General features: G+C 66.0%; 16 protein-coding genes, 1 tRNA gene and 2 pseudogenes. 10 read left to right on the top strand and 9 right to left on the bottom strand.

The window, feature by feature from the left end:
* Positions 1 to 246 precede the first annotated feature (246 nt).
* The gene (locus tag DPQ64_RS05845; protein ID WP_115863424.1) at positions 247 to 1,332 is read left to right on the top strand and encodes a M57 family metalloprotease; all 1,086 of its coding nucleotides are present in this window, start codon (positions 247 to 249) and stop codon (positions 1,330 to 1,332) included.
* Positions 1,317 to 1,529 carry a hypothetical protein gene (locus DPQ64_RS05840; protein WP_157971606.1) on the top strand — a complete coding sequence of 71 codons (213 nt, stop codon included), beginning with the start codon at positions 1,317 to 1,319 and terminating at the stop codon, positions 1,527 to 1,529. The genes DPQ64_RS05845 and DPQ64_RS05840 overlap by 16 nt, the downstream gene beginning before the upstream one ends.
* A gap of 60 nt (positions 1,530 to 1,589) precedes the next feature.
* Here DPQ64_RS05840 and engB read toward each other — a convergent pair whose 3' ends face one another.
* The gene (gene engB, locus DPQ64_RS05835; RefSeq protein WP_115863422.1) at positions 1,590 to 2,210 is read right to left on the bottom strand and encodes a GTP-binding protein EngB; all 621 of its coding nucleotides are present in this window, start codon (positions 2,208 to 2,210) and stop codon (positions 1,590 to 1,592) included.
* Between the two features lie 240 nt (positions 2,211 to 2,450).
* Here engB and DPQ64_RS05830 point away from each other — a divergent pair, with 240 nt between their 5' ends.
* The 3 genes from DPQ64_RS05830 (at position 2,451) to DPQ64_RS05820 (ending at position 4,674) form a co-directional block, all read left to right on the top strand.
* Positions 2,451 to 3,029 (top strand): 2Fe-2S iron-sulfur cluster-binding protein, encoded by a 579-nt coding sequence (locus tag DPQ64_RS05830; RefSeq protein WP_115863421.1) that lies wholly within the window; start codon positions 2,451 to 2,453, stop codon positions 3,027 to 3,029.
* A gap of 92 nt (positions 3,030 to 3,121) precedes the next feature.
* Positions 3,122 to 4,552: an MATE family efflux transporter gene (locus tag DPQ64_RS05825; RefSeq protein WP_232820498.1), complete on the top strand. Its 1,431-nt coding sequence runs from the start codon at positions 3,122 to 3,124 to the stop codon at positions 4,550 to 4,552.
* A gap of 49 nt (positions 4,553 to 4,601) precedes the next feature.
* Positions 4,602 to 4,674: transfer RNA gene (locus DPQ64_RS05820), tRNA-Arg, on the top strand.
* A gap of 140 nt (positions 4,675 to 4,814) precedes the next feature.
* Here DPQ64_RS05820 and DPQ64_RS05815 read toward each other — a convergent pair.
* The 3 genes and pseudogenes from DPQ64_RS05815 to DPQ64_RS05800 all read right to left on the bottom strand — a co-directional run.
* Positions 4,815 to 5,627: a hypothetical protein gene (locus DPQ64_RS05815; protein ID WP_232820497.1), complete on the bottom strand. Its 813-nt coding sequence runs from the start codon at positions 5,625 to 5,627 to the stop codon at positions 4,815 to 4,817.
* Positions 5,628 to 5,673: 46 nt separating this feature from the next.
* A complete protein-coding gene (locus DPQ64_RS18630) occupies positions 5,674 to 6,711 on the bottom strand; it encodes a hypothetical protein (RefSeq protein WP_157971605.1) in 1,038 nt (345 codons plus the stop codon).
* Positions 6,712 to 6,823: 112 nt separating this feature from the next.
* Positions 6,824 to 6,922 (bottom strand): annotated as a pseudogene (locus tag DPQ64_RS05800) (type II toxin-antitoxin system VapC family toxin); the annotation flags it as partial.
* A gap of 147 nt (positions 6,923 to 7,069) precedes the next feature.
* Here DPQ64_RS05800 and DPQ64_RS05795 point away from each other — a divergent pair.
* Together DPQ64_RS05795 and DPQ64_RS05790 are read left to right on the top strand one after the other, a co-directional pair.
* Positions 7,070 to 8,143: a hypothetical protein gene (locus DPQ64_RS05795; protein ID WP_115863418.1), complete on the top strand. Its 1,074-nt coding sequence runs from the start codon at positions 7,070 to 7,072 to the stop codon at positions 8,141 to 8,143.
* A 135-nt stretch (positions 8,144 to 8,278) separates the two neighbouring features.
* Positions 8,279 to 9,055 carry an MOSC domain-containing protein gene (locus DPQ64_RS05790; RefSeq protein ID WP_115863417.1) on the top strand — a complete coding sequence of 259 codons (777 nt, stop codon included), beginning with the start codon at positions 8,279 to 8,281 and terminating at the stop codon, positions 9,053 to 9,055.
* Between the two features lie 31 nt (positions 9,056 to 9,086).
* Here the strand turns inward: DPQ64_RS05790 and DPQ64_RS05785 are convergent, their stop codons facing one another.
* The 4 genes from DPQ64_RS05785 to kdgK1 form a co-directional block, all read right to left on the bottom strand.
* A complete protein-coding gene (locus DPQ64_RS05785) occupies positions 9,087 to 10,571 on the bottom strand; it encodes a hydroxymethylglutaryl-CoA reductase, degradative (protein WP_269814468.1) in 1,485 nt (494 codons plus the stop codon).
* A 306-nt stretch (positions 10,572 to 10,877) separates the two neighbouring features.
* The gene (locus DPQ64_RS05780; RefSeq protein ID WP_115863415.1) at positions 10,878 to 11,219 is read right to left on the bottom strand and encodes a hypothetical protein; all 342 of its coding nucleotides are present in this window, start codon (positions 11,217 to 11,219) and stop codon (positions 10,878 to 10,880) included.
* A gap of 266 nt (positions 11,220 to 11,485) precedes the next feature.
* Positions 11,486 to 12,844, bottom strand: coding sequence for a hypothetical protein (locus tag DPQ64_RS05775; RefSeq protein WP_115863414.1), 1,359 nt, complete (start codon positions 12,842 to 12,844; stop codon positions 11,486 to 11,488).
* Between the two features lie 80 nt (positions 12,845 to 12,924).
* Complete coding sequence (gene kdgK1 / locus DPQ64_RS05770) at positions 12,925 to 13,878, bottom strand: bifunctional 2-dehydro-3-deoxygluconokinase/2-dehydro-3-deoxygalactonokinase (RefSeq protein ID WP_115863413.1); 954 nt, start codon at positions 13,876 to 13,878, stop codon at positions 12,925 to 12,927.
* Positions 13,879 to 14,173: 295 nt separating this feature from the next.
* On the opposite strand from kdgK1, the gene DPQ64_RS05765 reads away from it, so the two are divergent.
* The 3 genes from DPQ64_RS05765 to DPQ64_RS05755 all read left to right on the top strand — a co-directional run bounded on the left by DPQ64_RS05765 (position 14,174) and on the right by DPQ64_RS05755 (position 17,825).
* Positions 14,174 to 14,698: a hypothetical protein gene (locus DPQ64_RS05765; protein ID WP_198662025.1), complete on the top strand. Its 525-nt coding sequence runs from the start codon at positions 14,174 to 14,176 to the stop codon at positions 14,696 to 14,698.
* A 166-nt stretch (positions 14,699 to 14,864) separates the two neighbouring features.
* On the top strand, positions 14,865 to 16,172 hold the full coding sequence (locus DPQ64_RS05760) for an O-acetylhomoserine aminocarboxypropyltransferase/cysteine synthase family protein (RefSeq protein ID WP_115863412.1): 1,308 nt from the start codon (positions 14,865 to 14,867) through the stop codon (positions 16,170 to 16,172).
* A 102-nt stretch (positions 16,173 to 16,274) separates the two neighbouring features.
* On the top strand, positions 16,275 to 17,825 hold the full coding sequence (locus DPQ64_RS05755; protein ID WP_115863411.1) for a lipopolysaccharide biosynthesis protein: 1,551 nt from the start codon (positions 16,275 to 16,277) through the stop codon (positions 17,823 to 17,825).
* A 55-nt stretch (positions 17,826 to 17,880) separates the two neighbouring features.
* Here the strand turns inward: DPQ64_RS05755 and DPQ64_RS05750 are convergent.
* A pseudogene (locus tag DPQ64_RS05750) lies at positions 17,881 to 18,673 on the bottom strand (DNA mismatch repair endonuclease MutL); the annotation flags it as partial.

Genomic DNA, 18,673 nt, shown 5'->3' with positions numbered 1-18,673 from the left:
GGGTTTTGGCCTTTTCCGCCGGGGGGGGGGGGGTTCCGGGCGGGCCCGCGGCCGCGCGATTCCGCACCGGCGCAACCCGGGGATTTCACCGACCGCTCGCGCCAGCAGAGACTGTTAAGACGCGCGTTCGACCGGCAGTCGAGTGAGCTTAGCGCTGGCTCGGGGGTCGGCTACCGAACCGCAGATACGGGCTATAGTTGAACTGGCAGCAAACCTTGATAGTCGGGAGCGTCGTGGGAGTAGTCCATGTGGCGAACGCTGTTGGTCGCCGCGCTCCTCGTGTTCGCGGGGTGCGCGACCGAGCCACCAGGGAGTGGGGTGGACGCTGACGAGCCGGGGGCGAACGGGACAGGCGCGAGCGACGCGGACACGAATGGAGCGAACGAGGATACTGCGACGGAACGACGCGCGCTGACGACCGACGCCGCCACGAATCGGTCGAACCCGTGGGGGAAAGGGGAACTGACGGTAGCCATCGAGAACGCCGCGAACGAGTCGCGGAACTTCCGGCCGCTGGTCTCGCAGGCGCTCGACTTCTGGTCCGAGAACAGCTCGCGATACGCGGGGTTCCCCATCGGCTTCGAACTCGTTTCGAACGCCTCGAACCCCGACGTGGTGGTGGAGTTCGTCGAGCGCATCGACTCGTGCGCGAACGTGACCGACCCCGCGGGCTGTGCGCCGTTCGTCACCGGGGGTAACGTTTCTCGCCCGGTGACGGTCGATGTCGTGGGGTCGTACTCGAACGAGTCGACGCTGCTCGTGGTCACACACGAGTTGGGCCACGTGCTCGGCCTGAACCACAGCGCGGAGCCCCAGTCGGTGATGGCGCCGTCCTCGGCGCTGTCGACTCTGCCCCAGCCGAACGCGACCGAGCGACGGCTGCCGTGGAACGACTCGAACCTGACGGTGTTCCTCGACGCGAGCTGGGTCGACGACCGCGACGAGGCCCGCGAGCAGGTGCGGCGCGCGCTCGACTTCTACGCCGACGGCGCGAACGGGACGGTCCCGACGAACGTCTCGTTCGAGTTGGTCGAGAACCGGACCGCAGCGGACGTACAGATAACCCTCGGGAACGACGACCTGCCGTGTCGGATCGGCGAGCGCGGGTCCTGCGGGCGAGTTCGAGGCATCGACCCCGACGGCGACGACGCGCTCGAACAGTACGACCGGCTCCGGATCACGGTCGGGAAGGTGGACGCCGAGGCCGTGGGCTGGCACGTGGGCTACTGGCTCGGCTACGGATTCGGGTTCGACGACGACGCGGACTGGCCCGAGCCGTTCCGGAACGCGAGCCACGACGACCGGCGGAGCGAGTGGTGGAACGCGTCCTGAAACACTGGAAAGACGGACCGCTGCGAGCAGACGACACCGGTACTGCAACCGTAGACGACACCGCTACCGCGACTATACTTGAACCGAGGAGGACCGCGACCGCACAGCACCACAACCGCATCCGCGACCACGACAGCATCCGCGACCGCGACAGCATCCGTGACCGCGACAGCATCCGCGACTACTACGTTGCTTGAGCCTATGAGAACCGCGACCGCATCTGCATCCGCATCCGCAACCGGCGACCCCCAGCCCACCTACGAGAAGAACTGCAGCAGGTCGTCGCGCTTCTGCTCGTGGAGGTGCTCGCTCACGGCCTCCTTCAGCGCCTCGATGTTCCCCCGCTTGGCCGAGATGGGCGCGATGGTGTCCTGCCACTGCTTCCACGGCGGGTGAAGGCCGAGCCGGTCGGCGAGTTCGTCGAGTCGCTCGTCCTCGTCGTCGACCTTGTCCATCTTGTTCACCGCGACGACGACCGGAATGCCCACGTCCCGGAGGAAGTAGAACATCTCCACGTCGTAGGGCACCTCGTCCTCTCCCGAGTGGCGGTCGATGATGTCCACCGCGCTCTTGCCGTCCACGACGAGCACGCCCACGAGGATGTTGTCGGCGTACTCTTCTATGTACTGGACGATGTCGGTCTTGATCTGCTCGCGTTGCTCCTCGCTCACGCCGGACATGAACCCGAACCCCGGCAGGTCGGTGAGCACGAAGTCCTCGCTGGCCCAGTCGTAGTGATTCGGCGACCGCGTGACTCCCGGCTTGCTCCCCGTCTCGAACGTGTGGCCCGTCAACTCGCGCATCAGCGTGGACTTGCCCACGTTCGACCGCCCGACGAAGACGACCTCGTCGGCGCGGTCCGGGCGACTCTCGAACATACCACGGGTTCGTCGCGGCGGGGTTTAACCGCGGTGATTCCGAGGCGATCCGACGATATCGAGGTCGGCCCAACGATGCCGGAGGCGACCCGAGGGTGCTAGGAGCGACCCGACGGTGCCGAATATCTTCGCGATACTGCCGTTTCCCGACTCCGTTTGCGTGTTCTCCCGGCTCCCTTCGCGTCGTCCGTCCGGCGGGTAATCACAATGCTGTTAAACCACCCTTCCGTAGTCCCGCGCATGGTAGACGTACTGGGTCTGGGGCTCGGGCTAACGCTCGTGCTCATCGTGGTGGCCCTCCACTACTCGGAGGGGACCGAGTGGCGCGCCCCCGACGACATCTCTCAGGAGGTGCTCGAACGCCGGGCCGAGACCGTGCCGGAGACCGACTTCCCCGAGCCGATGAACCGTTCCATCGGCGGCGGGGGCGGCGCGGTCGCGGTCGGCGGCGGCGGAGCCGAGGGCGAACTCGAAGGCGACGACGAGGAGGAGAGTGGCTTCGACCCCGCCGCCATCTCGGACGACGAGGTCGAGTACTACGACGTCGAGTTCGCCAACGAGGGCGAGACCATCGAGGTCGCCAACAACGAGACCCTGCTCGACGCCGGCGAAGACGAGGGCTGGGATCTCCCGTACGCCTGTCGGCAGGGCCAGTGTCTCTCCTGCGGCGGGAAGGTCCAGGACGGCGACGCCACCGAGTACGTGCGACACAGCAACAACGAGACGCTCGCCGAGGACGAGGTCGAGAAGGGGTACGTCCTGACCTGCACCGCGTACCCGACCGACGACTTCACGCTGGAGACCAACGAAACGCCGTAGCGTGGTCCCCGAACCCTGCAACTTGTTTCCCGGTTCCGGGGCGCAATTTCAACCCAAAGCATTAAAATCCCAAGCGGTTCTCCTCACTCACAGTGGCATCGACGCAATCTGACGGCATCACCGACGGTGGGTTGGTCCGCCCGCTGTTCCATCTCGCGTGGCCCATCGTGGTCACGCAGCTCCTACAGGTAACGTACAACGTCGCCGACGCGTTCTGGCTGGGTCGGTACTCGGCCAACGCGGTCGGCGCGATCAGCCTCGCGTTTCCGATCATCTTCTTCCTCATCGCGTTCGGCGGCGGGTTCAACGTCGCCGGAAGCACGCTGGTCGCCCAGTACATGGGCGCTGACAGCGACAAGTCTGCGGGGAAGGTCGGCGGGCAGACGCTCGGCTTCGTAGTCGCCATCGGCGCGGTGCTGAGCCTCGTCGGCCACTACGGCGCGGGGCCGATGCTGGCGGTGTTCCCGAGCGGCGACGCCACGGCCGCGCAGGTCGTCCCGCTAGCCGAGCAGTACATGGAGATCTTCTTCGTGGGGCTGCCGTTCATGTTCGCCTTCCTCGCGTTTTCCGCGCTCCTCCGCGGGTACGGCGACACTCGAACGCCGATGCGCGTGATGACGGTCAGCGTCGTGCTCAACGTGGTGCTCGACCCGCTGCTCATCTTCGGCGTCGGCCCCATCGAGGGCATGGGCATCGCCGGGGCCGCGGTGGCGACGCTGGTCGCGCGCACGGCCGCGGGACTCGTCGGCATCTACGTGCTGTTCTGGACCGACAGGGGTCCCGACGTTGAGATCGGCCACCTCGTGCCCGACCTCGACTACCTCCGGGACATCACCCGCATCGGGACGCCCGCCGCGCTCGAACAGTCGGCCGGCGCGCTGGCGATGGTGACCATCACGGTGATGATCGTGACCTTCGAGCCGGCGGTCATCGCCGCGTACGGGCTGGGTAACCGCCTCATCTCGCTGGTCTACCTCCCTGCGGTCGGCTTCGGCAAAGCGACCAACACGATGGTCGGTCAGAACCTCGGCGCGGGCAAGTCCGAACGCGCCGAGCGCGCGGTGAAGCTCGCGGCCAAGATCGCTGCCGGCCTGATGATCGTGCTCGGAATCGTCGCCGCGACCGTCCCCGAGCCCATCGTCAGGGTGTTCATGGCGACCGGCACCGACGAGGCCGCTCGGACCATCGCCTACTCCGCGGAGTACCTCCGCATCCGAACGGTCGAGTTCGCGTTCATCGGCGTCTTCCACGTGCTGGTCGGCGCGTACCGCGGCGCTGGCAACACCAAGACCGCGATGGCGTTCTCGATGGTCGCGCTCTGGCTCGTCCGGGTGCCGCTGGTGTACGTCCTCGCGTTCCAGACCTCGCTCGGCGCGACAGGCATCTGGATCGGCGTGGCGCTCGGCCACGTCGTCGGCGCGATTGCGGCCGCGGCGTGGTTCACCCGCGGCACGTGGAAGGAAGCGGTCATCGACGACGCCAAGCCCCGCGTCGACACGGAGCCGACGGTGGCCGAGGACTGAGTTGCGCTTTTCAAAACGGTTAAGCCCGCGAGGGCTGAACTGTGAGTGAGGGCGGCTAGTTCAGCGGACGGAACGCTTGGTTCCGGACCAAGAGGTCATGGGTTCAAATCCCATGCCGCCCGTTCGATTCTCGGACGAGTAGAATCCAACAGGCTGCGTTGGATTATTTGTAAAGCAGCTTTGGCGGTCGCTCCTCAGAGACTTATAGAGAAGATGAGTGGCGGTTCCCATACGTTATGGATTCTTCTTTTTAATCGTAGATTTACAAGTAATAGTTCAGCAGCGTCGCTCGAATGTAGTCTGCTGTCTTGTCATCCACCTGCGCGTAAGGCGACGTGAGAACCGCCTTATCTCCGTAGAACTTGACCGACCGCTCTTCCTGCTCGGCCTTGAGCAGTAGACTTACCTCGAAACGCTGCTCCTTAATCCAGTCGTCAAGCGAAGGCTCACTCTTGAGGGACCCCACAGTAAGTTGGCTGTTGGTGAACTCACGGATTGTAAACTCTTGTTCTAATCCAGTTTGGAGGAAGTTAGCGAAGTTGTTCAAGTCCATCAAGACGCCCTTCAACTCGTAGAATTCGAACTCGAATCGGATACTGATACCGATGCTAGAGAGTTTTGCATCAGCGGTCGTCTGAACGTCAGAGTCCATCATGGAAGCACTATCTGGAATAAGATCGAACGTAATCACGAAAGGGTCGTGGTCAAGGTACCGAACGGTCGCCTCTATCTTGTGACCGCTTTCGCTGTCACTCACTTTACGGATATCATCGATTTCGACGTTATCTTTGCTAACCGGCCTGCAGTTCTCAACTGCGACTTCAACTCTGTCTTTTGCTTCAGAAATAGTGACGTCTTCTCGCGTGTAGGCTGTATATTCGAAATCCGTCTTTATTTTCTTGAATTTCGTTCGATACTTCTTGTATTCCATTTTCCCCTTGTCCCAGAGTCTGTCGAAGACTCGCCGATTCACCAAGCGAGCGCAAAGGGTATCGAAGAGTTTACCCCCAACTACAGCCGCAACGGCCAGTAGAGAAAAGCTCTCCAGAGTCGAGATGAGTGCCGGGAGATCCATTCAGTGTTTAAATTGTGTCGTCAAGGTATTTATTGGTTTGTCCGACTCAGTCGCTGTAATCGAACAGAGTTGACTGTACATCGATGTGGGGGATGATGTAGTCTTGAATCAAGGTCAAATACGTTCGCAAAGTCATGTTGTTGTGACTTCGAATGAGTGCATCACTTGTAATCATCAATACTTTGTCCCCATCGCTTCCGGTTTCTCGTGTAGACATCATCTGAGCATGTACACTTCCTCGCCGCATCTCCTCAGTGTACTCCGGTTCGCTACCGTATCCTTCCCCCGAAATGTCCTTCCCGTCGATTGTTGGTTGAGGATACCCCTTGAATTGGGTAACAATCAGTTTGTCTGCTAAGCGGTCCGCAATCTTGTTGATAGATCTTGGTTTTATCCCTGCCTCCGAAACCAATAGATTCAATTTCTCCAACTTCTCTTTGATCAGATGAAGAGCGTTTTTCACGAGGGCTTGCCGACCCACCATCACAAGATAGTACTCGCCATCTTCTTCTATGATGTTGAACCGCACTCTTTCCGTATCTAGAATGAGGATTTGGTCGTCCCGGTAGCTCACATCATGAGCATCATCAATGACGATGAAACCAGTAGCTGCATGGATATCTTCACGGTTAATGTACTGAGTGTCAAGGATTGTGGTGAGTATCCTAACCTCACCTCCAGAGGTTTTGAAGGGCTCTGGAATCGTTATATTTTCATTATCCCTATATTTGTCGGGAAGTGGGCTGTAAAGTTTCGTCCCATTCAGGTCCTCCACGATATTTTTTAGATCAATTGAGCCATTCTTACTCGATAGTCGAAAAATCGTTCCAGAGTAGCTACTCTGGGTTAGAAGGGGGTCTTCAGTGGTGCTAGTATTCCGGGACATAAGTTGGGGTATTATATTCGAGATTACGATTAAAACCTTATAACTTTTTGTTATAGGTGTGAGAGCAAGAGTCGTATTCTTAGCTACTGGCTCCAGAAAATTTCCCGCCTCGCTTGAACGCATTGGTAACTCAATCGTCGTAGTTAATTTGCCGAACCCTCTCTGTGTGTAGTCCTTTGGAGGGTTCTGTACTGACATGTGATTTCATAAGGCAAGATTTCACTTCAAATCGAGCCGTATCCGGAGTGAAAGTGGAAGTGATCCTCTTTACTGCTATTTCGTCACAAATACCCCCAATCGACCCAATCGCTCAGTAGGTTTCGACATCGAGACCGTCGATTCGCTCGAAGTAATCGCTGTTTCGAGTGACGACCGGCTCGTCGACGAGCAGCGCGGTCGCGCCGATGAGACTCACGCAGACGGCGGGGAGCGTGACCACGCGCCCGGGGTAGAAGACACCGGCGCGTCCCCACAAAACGTCGGTTTGGCAAGTCACGCTCACAACCGCGGGGTGCTTACGTATCCGCCAGTCGTCGATTCCCTGAGGTGGGGAAAAATGACACACGACAGACGAGAGTTTCTACAGCTCGGCGCGCTCGCCGGATTCGGCGCGCTGGGAGTCGACAGGATCGCGGACGTTCCGATTCGCTTCGAACAGGACGACGAGGACGCCGACGGATCTGACTGGCCCGGCATCGACCTCCGGGTCACCCAAGAGTCGGGCCGGACCTCCCAGTGGGTCCTTCCCGGCAGGCGACAGCTCAGCGAGTACGTCTTCGGGACGCCGGAGAATCCGCGAATGACGAGCCAGCACTGGATCAACATCGCGGAGGGACCGGTCGCGGAGCTGCTTCGGGAACAGCCGTACCAGGTCGGGCTGCCGGAGGAGTTGCGGGAGACGAACGCGGACGGCACCGAGTACACCGTGGCGTCGATAAACACAGGGTACAGCGACTCCGCGGAGGAGACCGAGGGGGAGCTCGACCTGACCTACCAGGATCGACAGCCGTGGGACACGCCGGGAGAAGCCGGCGACACGCGGGACACGGCCGAGGTCACCGCGCGCTTCGCCGATCCGGCGGGCAACGAGTACGAAGCGGTCCTCGATCACGTCGTCAAGCCGCCGTTCCCGCCGTGGGAGACGGGCGGCGGCGTCGTGACCGGGACGTGGCTGCACGGGATCAGCGGGACCGGCACGCCGCTGATGCCCCGCATGTTCGCCTACGCGGCGCTGTGGGGCGTCGGCGCGCTGCGGGTGAACGGCGAAGTAGTCGCCGACGGGCGAGTCATGCACTTCATGACGACCGAGAACGTCCGCAAGGCCGACAGCTACGCGCTGGCGCTCGACGAGGAACTGCCACTCTCCGAGGACGAGCGGTTCCTCGGCCACCCGCATCACACGCACCTGTTCCTCCCGCCGTTCGAGGCGACGCCGGAGGGACCGGTCCCGAGCCCGGTGCCGACCGCGTTCAAACTCCCGAACGGCGAGACGCAGCCGTTCGTCCACTACATGTGGGACGAGGACGTGATCGAAGAGATCGTCGTCCGCGGGTCGGGGTCGGAATCGGAGTCAGAGTCGGGAACGACGACGACCGAACGCGCGGAGACGACGACTGCAGAACGGTACTAATCCGGGCCGCCGATCCGATTCCGCCGCGAGTGGCGGACGGAGTCGAAATCGTCCGACACCCACAGGAAGCGGGCGCTTTTTAGTCCATCCGGCCGAGTACGACCGTGTGAACGCCCAGACTCACGGGAGCGAACGATGGCAGAGATAGCACGAATCACGGTGTTTCCGGTGAAGGGACTCGACGGTATCGACGTCGAAGCGACCGAGGTCCTCGACGGCGGGACCCTGGAGTACGACAGGGAGTTCGCGCTGTTCGACGCCGACAGCGAGGTCCTGAACGGCAAGCGAACCGACCGCGTCCACGAGCTGCGGGTCGACTTCGATCCGGCGTCGGCCGAACTCGCCGTCGAAGCGCCGGACGGTGAGACTCGTCAGTTCGACCTCAGCGAGGACGAGGACCGCGAGCGCGCCGGGGACTGGTTCGGCGAGTTCTTCGGCGAGGACCTGACGCTTCGGCGCGACGCGTCGCTGGGGTTCGTCGACCGGCGGGAGATGGGCCCCTCGGTCGTCAGCACGGCCACGCTGGAAACCGTCGCGTCGTGGTTCGACGGGATGACCGTCGACGGCGCGCGCCGCCGACTCCGGGCCAACGTCGAGGTGGCGGGCGTCGAGCCGTTCTGGGAGGATCGGTTTCTCGGCGAGGACGCGCCCGCGTTCGAGGCGGGCGGCGTCCGGTTCGAGGGCGTCACGCCGTGCGGTCGGTGCGTGGTCCCCGAGCGCGACCCCGACACCGGCGAGCGGCTGGCGGAGTTCCGCGAGCGGTTCGTCCGAAAGCGCGAGGAGACCTTCCCCGACTGGGCCGACGAGGAGGCGTTCGACCACTTCTACGCGGTGATGCTCATCGCGCGCGTTCCCGAAGCCGACCGGGGCGGGACGGTCCGCGTCGGCGACCCCGTCGACGTGAGCGACTGATCGCGTCCGGCTACCCCCAGATTCTTCGCCCTCACTCGCTCAGTTCCGCGATCAGCTCGCGCGCCCGACCCTGCCGAACGTCGTCCTCGCTCACCATCCGGGCCGCGATCTCGTCGACTAGCTCCTCGGACGCGCCCGCCTCGGCGGCCACGTTCTTCGCGTGGAGTTTCATGTGGCCCGACTGGATGCCCTCGGTCACGAGCGCGCGCATGCTCGCGAGGTTCTCGGCCAGCCCGAGCGCGGCGAACACGCCCGCGAACTCGTCGGCCGAGTCCACGTCGAGGATCTCCATCGCGGCCTTGCCGGTCGGATGGCTCCCCGTCGCGCCGCCGACGGTGCCGACCTGTATCGGCACCTCGATGCTGCACGCCAGCATGCCGTCGTCGTCGACCTCGTAGCTCGTGAGCGGGCCGTAGCCGTCGAGCGCGGCGTAGGCGTGAGCTCCGGCTTCGAGCGCCCGCCAGTCGTTGAGCGTCGCGGTCGCCAGCGCGTCGATGCCGTTCATCACGCCCTTGTTGTGGGTCGCCGCGCGGTAGGGGTCCCCGACCGCGAACGCCCACGCGTCCACGATTCGGTCCCGGGCCGCCTCGCCCGTGAGGTCGGCGTCCTCGCGCTCGAACTCCGCGGGGTCGACGCGGCAGGTCGCGCGGGCCACCCGGTGGTCGGCGAGGTTCGAGAGGATGCGCAGCGACACCTCGCCGCCGGTGATCTCCTCGACCACGGGGGCGACCCCCTCGGCCATCGTGTTCACGGCGTTCGCACCCATCGCATCCTGGACGTTCACGACGAGGTGCGTGACGACCATCTCGCCCGTCGGGGTGTCGACCACGCGGACCGACACGTCCTCGCAGCCTCCGCCGTGGCTCACCAGCACGCCCTGATCGTTGGCCGTCTCGATCAGCTCGTACTGGTTCTCCAGCAGGCGAATCCGCGCAGCCCGCGGGTCGGTCACGTCGAGCGCCTGAATCTGGGCGAGCATGTACGGCCCCGACACGGATGTCGAGAACCCGCCGGTCTCCCGGGCCATCCGCGCGCCGTGCGAGGCCGCGGCGACCACGCTGCTCTCCTCGACCGCCATCGGAATCAGCACGTCCTCGCCGTCCACGACGAAGTTGGTCGCCACGCCGAGCGGGAGCGTGACCGACCCGACCACGTTCTCGCTCAATCTGTCCGCGAGTTCGACCTCGTGGCTGTCCCGCAGCGCCTCGCTGGCCTCGGGCGAGAGGTCGCAGTGCTCGATTATCGTATCCGTCCGCTCGGCCGCGTCCTGCTTGTAGAATCCCGGGATACGAGAGTTCATACCTCCCGATTCTCCCCCGGAGGATAAATGTGGTGTGGACTCGCGCGGGCGGAGAACCGCGAGCGGCGCCCGCGAACAGGTAGCTGACAACCGGACGCGGTCGGCGGCTAGCGAGTGGTTGCAGCCGGTGGACCAGCCACCAGTAGCGCGCAGTGAACCACCCGCCAGTAACGCCCGGCTGATCAACCGCCAGTAACACCCCGCCGACCAAACCACCGGTAGCGCTCGACTGCCCAAACCACCATCCTGGCGGATGAAAGGGCGAGGCGGGCTCGCGCAACGCTTGGTCGCCTCAGCGCGGCCACTATCTGGCGTGCGCGCAGTTCTGCGCGCACGCCAGATATCCCGCTGAGCGACCGCGAGCGTGCCGAGGGCTTTCGAAGACCTGTCTCCCGTCTCGTCTTTCAGGAGCGCGCCGAGAGCTTTCGAAGACACGTTCCCAGATTTCCGGTTCACGGTGACTCTCCGAGCAGCACTAACGAAGCGACGAAAACAGGGAACCGAAAAACGAAAACTCGAATCCTAGCTCCGAGCCTTCCGAACCGCCGCCACGACGCTCACCAGCGCGACCAAGAGACCAACCATGCCCGCGACCTTCCCACGAACGCCGCTTCGTTCGCCACCGATCTCCGGCTCGGGGCCGTGTTCGTACTCCTCGCTCTCGTACTCGTCCGAGTCGCCGCTCTTGAGCCGCCACGCCAGCACCGCGACCCCGACGACCAGCGCGAGCGCGCCGAGGAGTTTGCCTTTGCCACCGCCGGAACTGCTGCTCGAACCGGACTTGCTCGCGCTCTGTGATGCGCCGGGGTATCGGCGCTCTTCGATCAGCGCGGGCTTTTCGAGGTTGATTTCGATAATCGCCATACAGTACGCGTCGTCGCTCGGCTACGAATAGGTTGCGGCTGTGCGGGTTCTGGGATGTCTTCGGGTCACGGAACACCGCGCGCTGCGAATCTTCCAGAAGAAGCGAACTACTACTTGAACCTCGGAGAACCGCACAGCACCGCGACCACCTAGCACAGCACCGCGACCGCACAGCCCGCACCGTAACCGCGACCGCGACTACCCCGCACCACAACCGTGACCGCAAACAGGGAGGTTGTCGAGAAGAAGCGCGCTACTGCTTGCGCCTATGAAGACCGCACCGCGACCGCACCGCACAGCACCGCAGCCGCGAGGAGGGCGACCACTGCGGTTATCGGGCTGAATCCGGGGATACCGCTGCTGTTGTCGGCAGTGGTCTTAGGTTCTCCGGCGGGTTCGGTCGCGCCCGCGGTCGTCGTCTCCCCCGAGGCGGTCCACTCGTCGAGCGTCGTCGATTCGTCAGCGTCCGAGTCGGTGGTAAGCGCCGTCGTGTTCCCGCCAGGGGTCGTCATCCCGTCGGTCGCGAGCCCGCGAATCGACACGGTGCGCTCGGAGAAGTGATTCACCGCGACCGCGACCTCGGTGGCGGCGTCGGCCTGCGCGTCACCGTCGGCTGCCTTGCCGACGAGATACCGCGACTGCCCGCTTCCGACCGCGCTCTCCAGTTGGCTGTACGTCGCGGCCTCCGCGGCGGCCGTGCCGTCGACCGCTACCTCGACGCCGTCCGGAGTGTCGAGCAGCTCCTCCGAGACGCTCGTGAGCAGAATCGTCCCCTCGCTGGTCGTCCGGTTCACCGCGAGCGAGAGTTGGCTCTCCGAGGTTCCGGCAGTCTCGACCGCGACGCCGTCGGCGTAGGTGACGGTATCGACCGTCACCTGCTCGGTCGCGGTCGCGTTCTCGCTCGTTTCCCCGACGGAGCTGCCGTTCGCAGCCGTCACGTACACCTCCGCCGTCGCCGCGCCCTCGGTGATGAGCCGTTCTCGCGTCTCGTCGGCGTCGACCTTCTGGTCGGGGTAGGCCCGGACGACGAGGCGGCCGTCACCCCCGAGCCGCGCGGTCACGCCGCCCTCCTCGTTGACGGTCACGGTGCCATCGCCGACGACGAGGAGGGTGGCCTCGGTGCCGTTCGCAGTCGTGAACTCGATCTGCGAATCGCCGTCCGCCGAGGCGTTCGCGTCCGCCGGGAGGTCCGCGACCGCGTAGTTCGAGGCGTTCCCCGACGCGACCACGAGGACGCCCCGGCGGTTGTCGTGGGCCGCGATGGTCGCACTGCTCCCCGCCACGAAGCGGGCCGCGGAGTCAGTCACCGCAGCGCCGGGCGTCGCGTTCGCGTCGACTGTCGTCCCGGCGAGCGGCGCGCCGTCGAGGTCGGTCACGGTCGACAGCGACGCGTTCGCGTCGACGAGACCGTCGGCCGCGACGCTCCGCTCGGACTCGACCGCCAGCGAATCTAGGACCGTCTCGCCGCCGACCGCGTAGTCGGTCAGGGCGCGGTCGTCGACCCCGAACGAGACGTGCGTTCCGGCGTAGCTGTCGTCCGAAGACTGGAGCGGGTCGCCAGCCGCCGCAGGTGCGAGACTCGCGGTGACGAGGACCGCTATCAGGACGAGTGCGAGTCGCTGCATGACGGTCGGGCGTGAACGCCATCAGTACATAAATTCGTCGTCTTCTTTGAATCCCTCGTCGGGGTTCCCACCGCGACCCGCTACCGCGAGATCCCCTGCCCCTCCTCCGCGATGACGCGCTCGACCTCCTCGCGGGTGATGACCGCCACGTCGCCCGGAATCGTGCGCTTGAGCGCCGCGGTGGCCGCGCCGTACTCCAGCGCGGTCGGCACGTCGTCGTCGGCGAGTCGGCGGGCGAGGAACGCCCCGACGAAGGCGTCGCCGGTGCCGATGGGGTCGAGCGTGTCGGTCTCGATGGCGGACTGCTCGTACGTCTCGCCGGCGTGGCGGGCGAGCGCGCCGTTCTCGCCGCGGGTGACCAGCACCGTCTCGAAGCCGAACTCGTCGGCGAGCGCGCTCGCTATCTCGCTGGGGGTGCCCTCGCGGGCCAGCACCTCGCGGGCGTCGCGCTCGGCGACGATCAGTCGGTCCACGTCCGGGAACAGCCCCTCCAGCGTTTCGCGGGCCTCGGCGGGCTCCCAGAGCTTCGAGCGGTAGTTCACGTCGAACGAGGTGGTCGTCCCGGCCTCGCGCGCGGCCGCCAGCAGGTCGGCGGTCGTGGTTTCGAGGGTGTCGGACAGCGCGGGCGTGATGCCGGAGGTGTGAAAGGCGTCGGCCTCGCGGACGCGCTCGACCGGCAGGTCCGCGGTCGTCGCGGTGGTGACCGCCGCGCCGGTGCGGTCGTAGATCACGTTCGTCCCGCGGGGCTCCCCGCCGTACTCCAGGTAGTACGTGCCCTGCCGGCCCTCGTCGGTCCACGCCACGTCGACCGCGACGCCGTGGCGGGCGAGCCCGGAGACCACCCGCCGCCCGAGCGGCGAGTCCGGTAGCTTCGAGGTCCACGCGGCGTCCGCGCCGAGTCGCGCCGCCGCGGCCGCCACGTTGCTCTCCGCGCCTGCGGCCCGGAAGTCGAGCCGGTCGGTCGCCTCCAGTCGCTCGCCGTCGGGCGGCGAGAGCCGGAGCATCGTCTCGCCGAACGTCACGAGATCGGTCATACCTCGTTGCTCCGGGGGCACGGCCCATAATTTACTCGGTCACGGAAACGCTCCGGCGAGGCTTTCGCGGACACGCACCGGTGAGCGTTCGGAGCAGAACTCGGAAAGGCGACCCGTCACTTCTTGGTCTTCGCTACCGTCTCGTCCGCCCGGTCACGATGGCGCTCGACGCGAACACCGATTCGGGCCCTCTCACCCGGGGGAGCCGCGCGCTCGGCAGATACGTCAATCACGGGAACCCGCTGGTCAGGTTCGTCTCGCTGTGGCTGATCTGCGCCACCCTGTTCGTCGCGGCGTGGTACGTCGGCTACCACCTGCTCCCCGCGGACTGCTCCGGTCGGCGAACGCCGCGAGCGCGCTCCCCGAGTACGCCGGCTCCGTGCGGGCGGAGTTCCTGACGATCTTCGCGTGGAACCTCGCGGTCGGGGTCCTCGTCGTCGCCGCGAACGCGTTCCGGTCGGTCGGGACGCCGATGGGCTACCTCGTCGTGGCGGTCAACTGGGTGCAGGGCGCGCTGGTCTGGGGCACCGACTCGCTGGCAATCCAGACCGGGCGGCTCGAACCCGGTCTCTCGACCGCGCTCGGCCGGAGCGGCGTGTACGAGCTCACCGCCTTCGTCGCCATCGCGGTCGCCACCCGCGGCGTGATGGTGTACCACCAGCAGTCGGGCCCCCGGTGGAAGGAGAAGTTCGAGCGCGTGCGCTCGCCCCGGGACTGGACGCTCTCGCGGAGAGAGGCGACCGTTCTCCTCGCAGGAATCGCCCTGCTCGCGGTCGCCAACTACCGCGAGGCGGTGATGATCGCCGAGGCAGTCGGGTAGCCGGTTCCGCCGTCGGATACTCTCCGAGCGTGCAAGCGGAGAGGAACGTCGGCAGCGATTCCGCCGACCGGGTCGGCCCGCCAAAATTGCCGCCATCGCGGCGAACGGTCAGAAGTTGCGGGTGTCGGTCGTGCTAAACGACCGGGCCCCGTAGGTGCGGACGACAATGACCGACGACGACCGCGGCATCCACACCCGGAGCCTCCACGCCGGCCAGGACGCCGACCCGACCACCGGAGCGCGCGCACCGCCCATCTATCAGACCACCTCCTACGAGTTCGACGACGCCGAGCACGCCGCGTCGCTGTTCGCGCTCGAAGAGCCGGGCAACATCTACAGCCGCATCATGAACCCGACGAACGCGACGCTGGAGGAGCGCCTCGCCAACCTCGAAGGCGGCGTCGCTGGACTGGCGACCGCCAGCGGGATGGCCGCGCTCGACCTCGCCACGTTCGTGCTCGCCGGGAAGGGCGACAACGTGGTCACCGCCTCGTCGCTGTACGGCGGGACGTACACCTACTTCACCCACACCGCGCCCCGCCGGGGCGTCGACGCGACGTTCGTCGACACCCTCGACTACGACGCCTACGACGAGGCCATCGACGAGGACACCGCGTACGTCCACCTCGAAACTATCGGCAACCCCGCGCTGGTGACCCCCGACATCGAGCGCATCGCGGACATCGCTCACGACCACGACGTCCCGCTCGTGGTCGACAACACGTTCGCCACGCCGTACCTCTGTAACCCCATCGAGCACGGCGCGGACATCGTCTGGCACTCGACCACGAAGTGGATCCACGGCAGCGGGTCGACCGTCGGCGGCGCGCTCATCGACGGCGGCACCTTCCCGTGGGAGGACGGCGACTACCCGGAGATCGCCGAGGAGAACCCGGCCTACCACGGCGTGAACTTCCGCGAGCGGTTCGGCGACGCCGCGTTCGCCTACGCCGCCCGGACCCGCGGCCTGCGGGACCTGGGCGACCAGCAGTCGCCGTTCGACGCGTGGGTCACCCTCCAGAAGCTCGAGACCCTGCCGCTCCGGATGGAGCGCCACTGCGAGAACGCGCTGGAAGTCGCCCGATTCCTCGACGACCACGACGACGTGGCGTGGGTCAACTACCCCGGACTGGAACACCACGAGACCCACGCAGAGGCCAGCGAGTACCTCGGCGAGGGTGACTCGGGCGGCGGCTACGGCGGGATGATCACCTTCGGGCTGGAGGGCGGCTACGACGCCGGTCGCGCGGTGACCGAGGAGACGGAGCTGACGAGCCTGCTGGCCAACGTCGGCGACGCCAAGACGCTCATCATCCACCCGGCGAGCACGACCCACCAGCAGCTCACCGAGGAGGAGCAATTGGCCAGCGGGACGACGCCCGACCTCGTGCGGCTCTCGGTGGGCATCGAGGACGTGGCGGACATCGTCGCCGATCTGGAGCAGGCCATCGAGGCGGCGAGCGAGTCGACCTGAAGACGGCTACGGTGGAGTCGACGCTTCCTCGAAAGCGACGCTCGGCTCCCGTCTATCGAATCGTTTAACTCTCGGAGCGGACACGCGGTCGTTGGAAGACTGATGAACACCGGAAGCGACGAGGACGTCGCGGGCGAGGACGTGCCGGACGACGTGCGGGACGCGCTGTTGACGATAGCCCACGGTGCGGTCGTGACCTCCGGCGGCGTGTCGGCCCAGCGCGCGCTCACCGCCGCCACGGAGTTCGTCGTCGCGCGGGGGCTCGGCCCCGTGGCGTACGGCGTGTATGCGCTCGCGTGGCGCATCGCGCAGTTGCTGGTCCGGCTGGTAACCTTCGGGAGCGTGCCGACCCTCCAGCGGTATCTGCCGGCCTACGAGGACGACCCGGAGCGTCGGTCCCGCGTCGCGGGGCTGGCCTACGCGACCACGCTCGGGGTCGGCCTACTCGTCGTGGCGGGCGCGTGGACGCTCGCCCCGTGGATAGACGCCGCGACCGTCGACGACCCGGCGTTTTCGACTGCGATGGGGCTGTTCGGGACGCTCGTCCCGCTGCTCGGGCTCGTGATGGTGTGCGCGGCGGTGTTCCGCGCGGTCGGGTCCGCCCGCGGTGAAGTGATCTTCAACAAGCTCCTCCGGCCCGCCGTGCGACTGGTCGGCGCGGGGGCGGCGGTGGCGCTGGGCTACTCGGTGGTCGGCGTCGCGGGTGCGATACTCGCCTGCACCGTCGTTCTCGTCGCGGTCGGGGTCCCCGCGACGATTCGAGCGACGGGCGTCCGACCGTCGCTGCGCGGCGTTCGGAGCGAGGCCCGCCGGTTCTACGACCACGCGGCACCGGTGGCGATGAGCAGCCTCGGGAAGGTGTTCCAGAACCGCGTCGACGTGCTGCTGGTCGGTGCGCTCCTGACGGCGGTAGCGACGGGTATCTACAACGTGGTCCTCGTGCTGGTGTCCATCGCGTGGATACCGCTGCTGTCGTTCAACCAGCTGCTCCCGCCGGTCGCCTCGGACCTCTACGCCGACGACCGGATGGACACGCTCGACGCGGTGTACTCGTCGGTAACGCGGCTCATCGTCACCACGGTCGTTCCCATCCTCGCGGTCCAGTTGGTGTTCGGCCGGGAGCTGCTGGCGCTGTTCGGGACGACGTACGTCCGGGGGTACGTCCCGCTCGCGGTCTACCTCGGCGGCGTGTTCGTCGGGAGTGCGGTGGGCGCGACCGGCTGGCTGCTCATGATGACGGACCACCAGTACGCCCGGATGGCGCTCGACTGGCTGCTCGCCGCGCTGAACGTCGCGCTGACCTACCTGTTCGTGCGCGAACTCGGGCTCGCGGGCGCGGCGCTGGGCACCTCGCTCGCCATCACGGTCCAGAACTCGATCCAGGTCCTCCTGCTCAGGCGCTTCGAGGGGCTGTGGCCGTTCGACGCCGCGTACCTCAAGCCGGTCGCGGCGGGAGCCGTCGCGAGCGCGGTGATGCTCGGCGTCCGCGAGTCGGTCGGCGGACTCCCCGCCGTGGCGTTCGGCACGATTGCGGGGGTAACCGCCTACGTCGCCAGCTTGCACGTACTGGGGGTCGACCCGCGCGACCGGATCGTCGTCCGAGAACTCGCACGGCGCTACCGCGACGACGCGACCGAGGCCGTGCCCTTCTGAGCGTCGCGCGCCCGTCAGCTCGTTTTGTACGCTACGTTTCGTCCCCACGCCGGAACTACTCCGCCCGCCGCCCCGCGTGGCCCGGATAGTCGCGCTCGAACCGGTCTTCGATCTCGCTCTCGCTGAACTCGATTATCACGGGGCGGCCGTGCGGGCAGGCGTAGGGGTTCTCGCAGTCGTCGAGCGCCGATAAGAGCTCCACGACCGACCCCTCCCGGAGCGACGTGTTACCCGTGATCGAGGGGTAGCACGCCAGATCCGCGAGCAGGTCGTCGGCCACGGCCTCGACCGTGTCGCCGCGGTCGTCGGGGTCGGTGGAGACGAACTCCGCGAGCGCGTCCCGGAGGAGTTCGGGGTCGAGCGTGGCGTCGAGGACGGTCGGCGCGGTCCGGACGACCACGGTTCTGGCATCTTCATCTCGCTTCTCTGCTCGAAAGCCCAGTCGCGCCAGCGCCTCGCGGTAGTCGTCGAACACCGCGGCCTCGCCAGCGGTAAGTTCGAGTTCGACCGGCCGGGCGAGCATCTGGGCGGTCGCGTCGTCGGCGAACGCTCCCCGGAGCCGCTCGTAGTTGACCCGCTCGTCGGCCGCGTGCTGGTCGACCAGCACGAGCCCGTCGGGCGTCTCGGCGACGAAGTACGTGTCGTGGAGTTGGCCCAGTAGCCGCATTCGTGGGAGGCTGTCGAACTCGGGCGTCTCGGCCGTCCCGCCAGCGAGCGAACTGGACTCGGTCGGCGCGTCGAACTTGCGGGCGGGGTCGCTTTCGTCGGCGGTGGCGGTCCCGCTGTCCTCAGCCGTCCCGCTTTCGTCGGCCGACCGGCTATCCCCGGCCGACCGGCCTGCGGGCGTG

It is taken from the genome of Halorussus litoreus (assembly GCF_003382685.1).
Classification (GTDB): domain Archaea; phylum Halobacteriota; class Halobacteria; order Halobacteriales; family Haladaptataceae; genus Halorussus; species Halorussus litoreus.
Note: the sequence above shows the minus strand (reverse complement) of the source record. Positions and strands in the feature narration are given on the sequence as shown.

Excerpts from the sequence above, each read along its gene's own strand:
- engB (WP_115863422.1), bottom strand. The coding sequence starts at position 2,210 with ATGTTCGAGAGTCGCCCGGACCGCGCCGACGAGGTCGTCTTCGTCGGG.
- DPQ64_RS05830 (WP_115863421.1), top strand. The coding sequence starts at position 2,451 with ATGGTAGACGTACTGGGTCTGGGGCTCGGGCTAACGCTCGTGCTCATC.
- DPQ64_RS05755 (WP_115863411.1), top strand. The coding sequence starts at position 16,275 with ATGAACACCGGAAGCGACGAGGACGTCGCGGGCGAGGACGTGCCGGAC.
- DPQ64_RS05795 (WP_115863418.1), top strand. The coding sequence starts at position 7,070 with ATGACACACGACAGACGAGAGTTTCTACAGCTCGGCGCGCTCGCCGGA.
- DPQ64_RS05780 (WP_115863415.1), bottom strand. The coding sequence starts at position 11,219 with ATGGCGATTATCGAAATCAACCTCGAAAAGCCCGCGCTGATCGAAGAG.
- DPQ64_RS05760 (WP_115863412.1), top strand. The coding sequence starts at position 14,865 with ATGACCGACGACGACCGCGGCATCCACACCCGGAGCCTCCACGCCGGC.
- kdgK1 (WP_115863413.1), bottom strand. The coding sequence starts at position 13,878 with ATGACCGATCTCGTGACGTTCGGCGAGACGATGCTCCGGCTCTCGCCG.
- DPQ64_RS18630 (WP_157971605.1), bottom strand. The coding sequence starts at position 6,711 with ATGTCAGTACAGAACCCTCCAAAGGACTACACACAGAGAGGGTTCGGC.
- DPQ64_RS05775 (WP_115863414.1), bottom strand. The coding sequence starts at position 12,844 with ATGCAGCGACTCGCACTCGTCCTGATAGCGGTCCTCGTCACCGCGAGT.
- DPQ64_RS05845 (WP_115863424.1), top strand. The coding sequence starts at position 247 with ATGTGGCGAACGCTGTTGGTCGCCGCGCTCCTCGTGTTCGCGGGGTGC.
- DPQ64_RS05790 (WP_115863417.1), top strand. The coding sequence starts at position 8,279 with ATGGCAGAGATAGCACGAATCACGGTGTTTCCGGTGAAGGGACTCGAC.
- DPQ64_RS05815 (WP_232820497.1), bottom strand. The coding sequence starts at position 5,627 with ATGGATCTCCCGGCACTCATCTCGACTCTGGAGAGCTTTTCTCTACTG.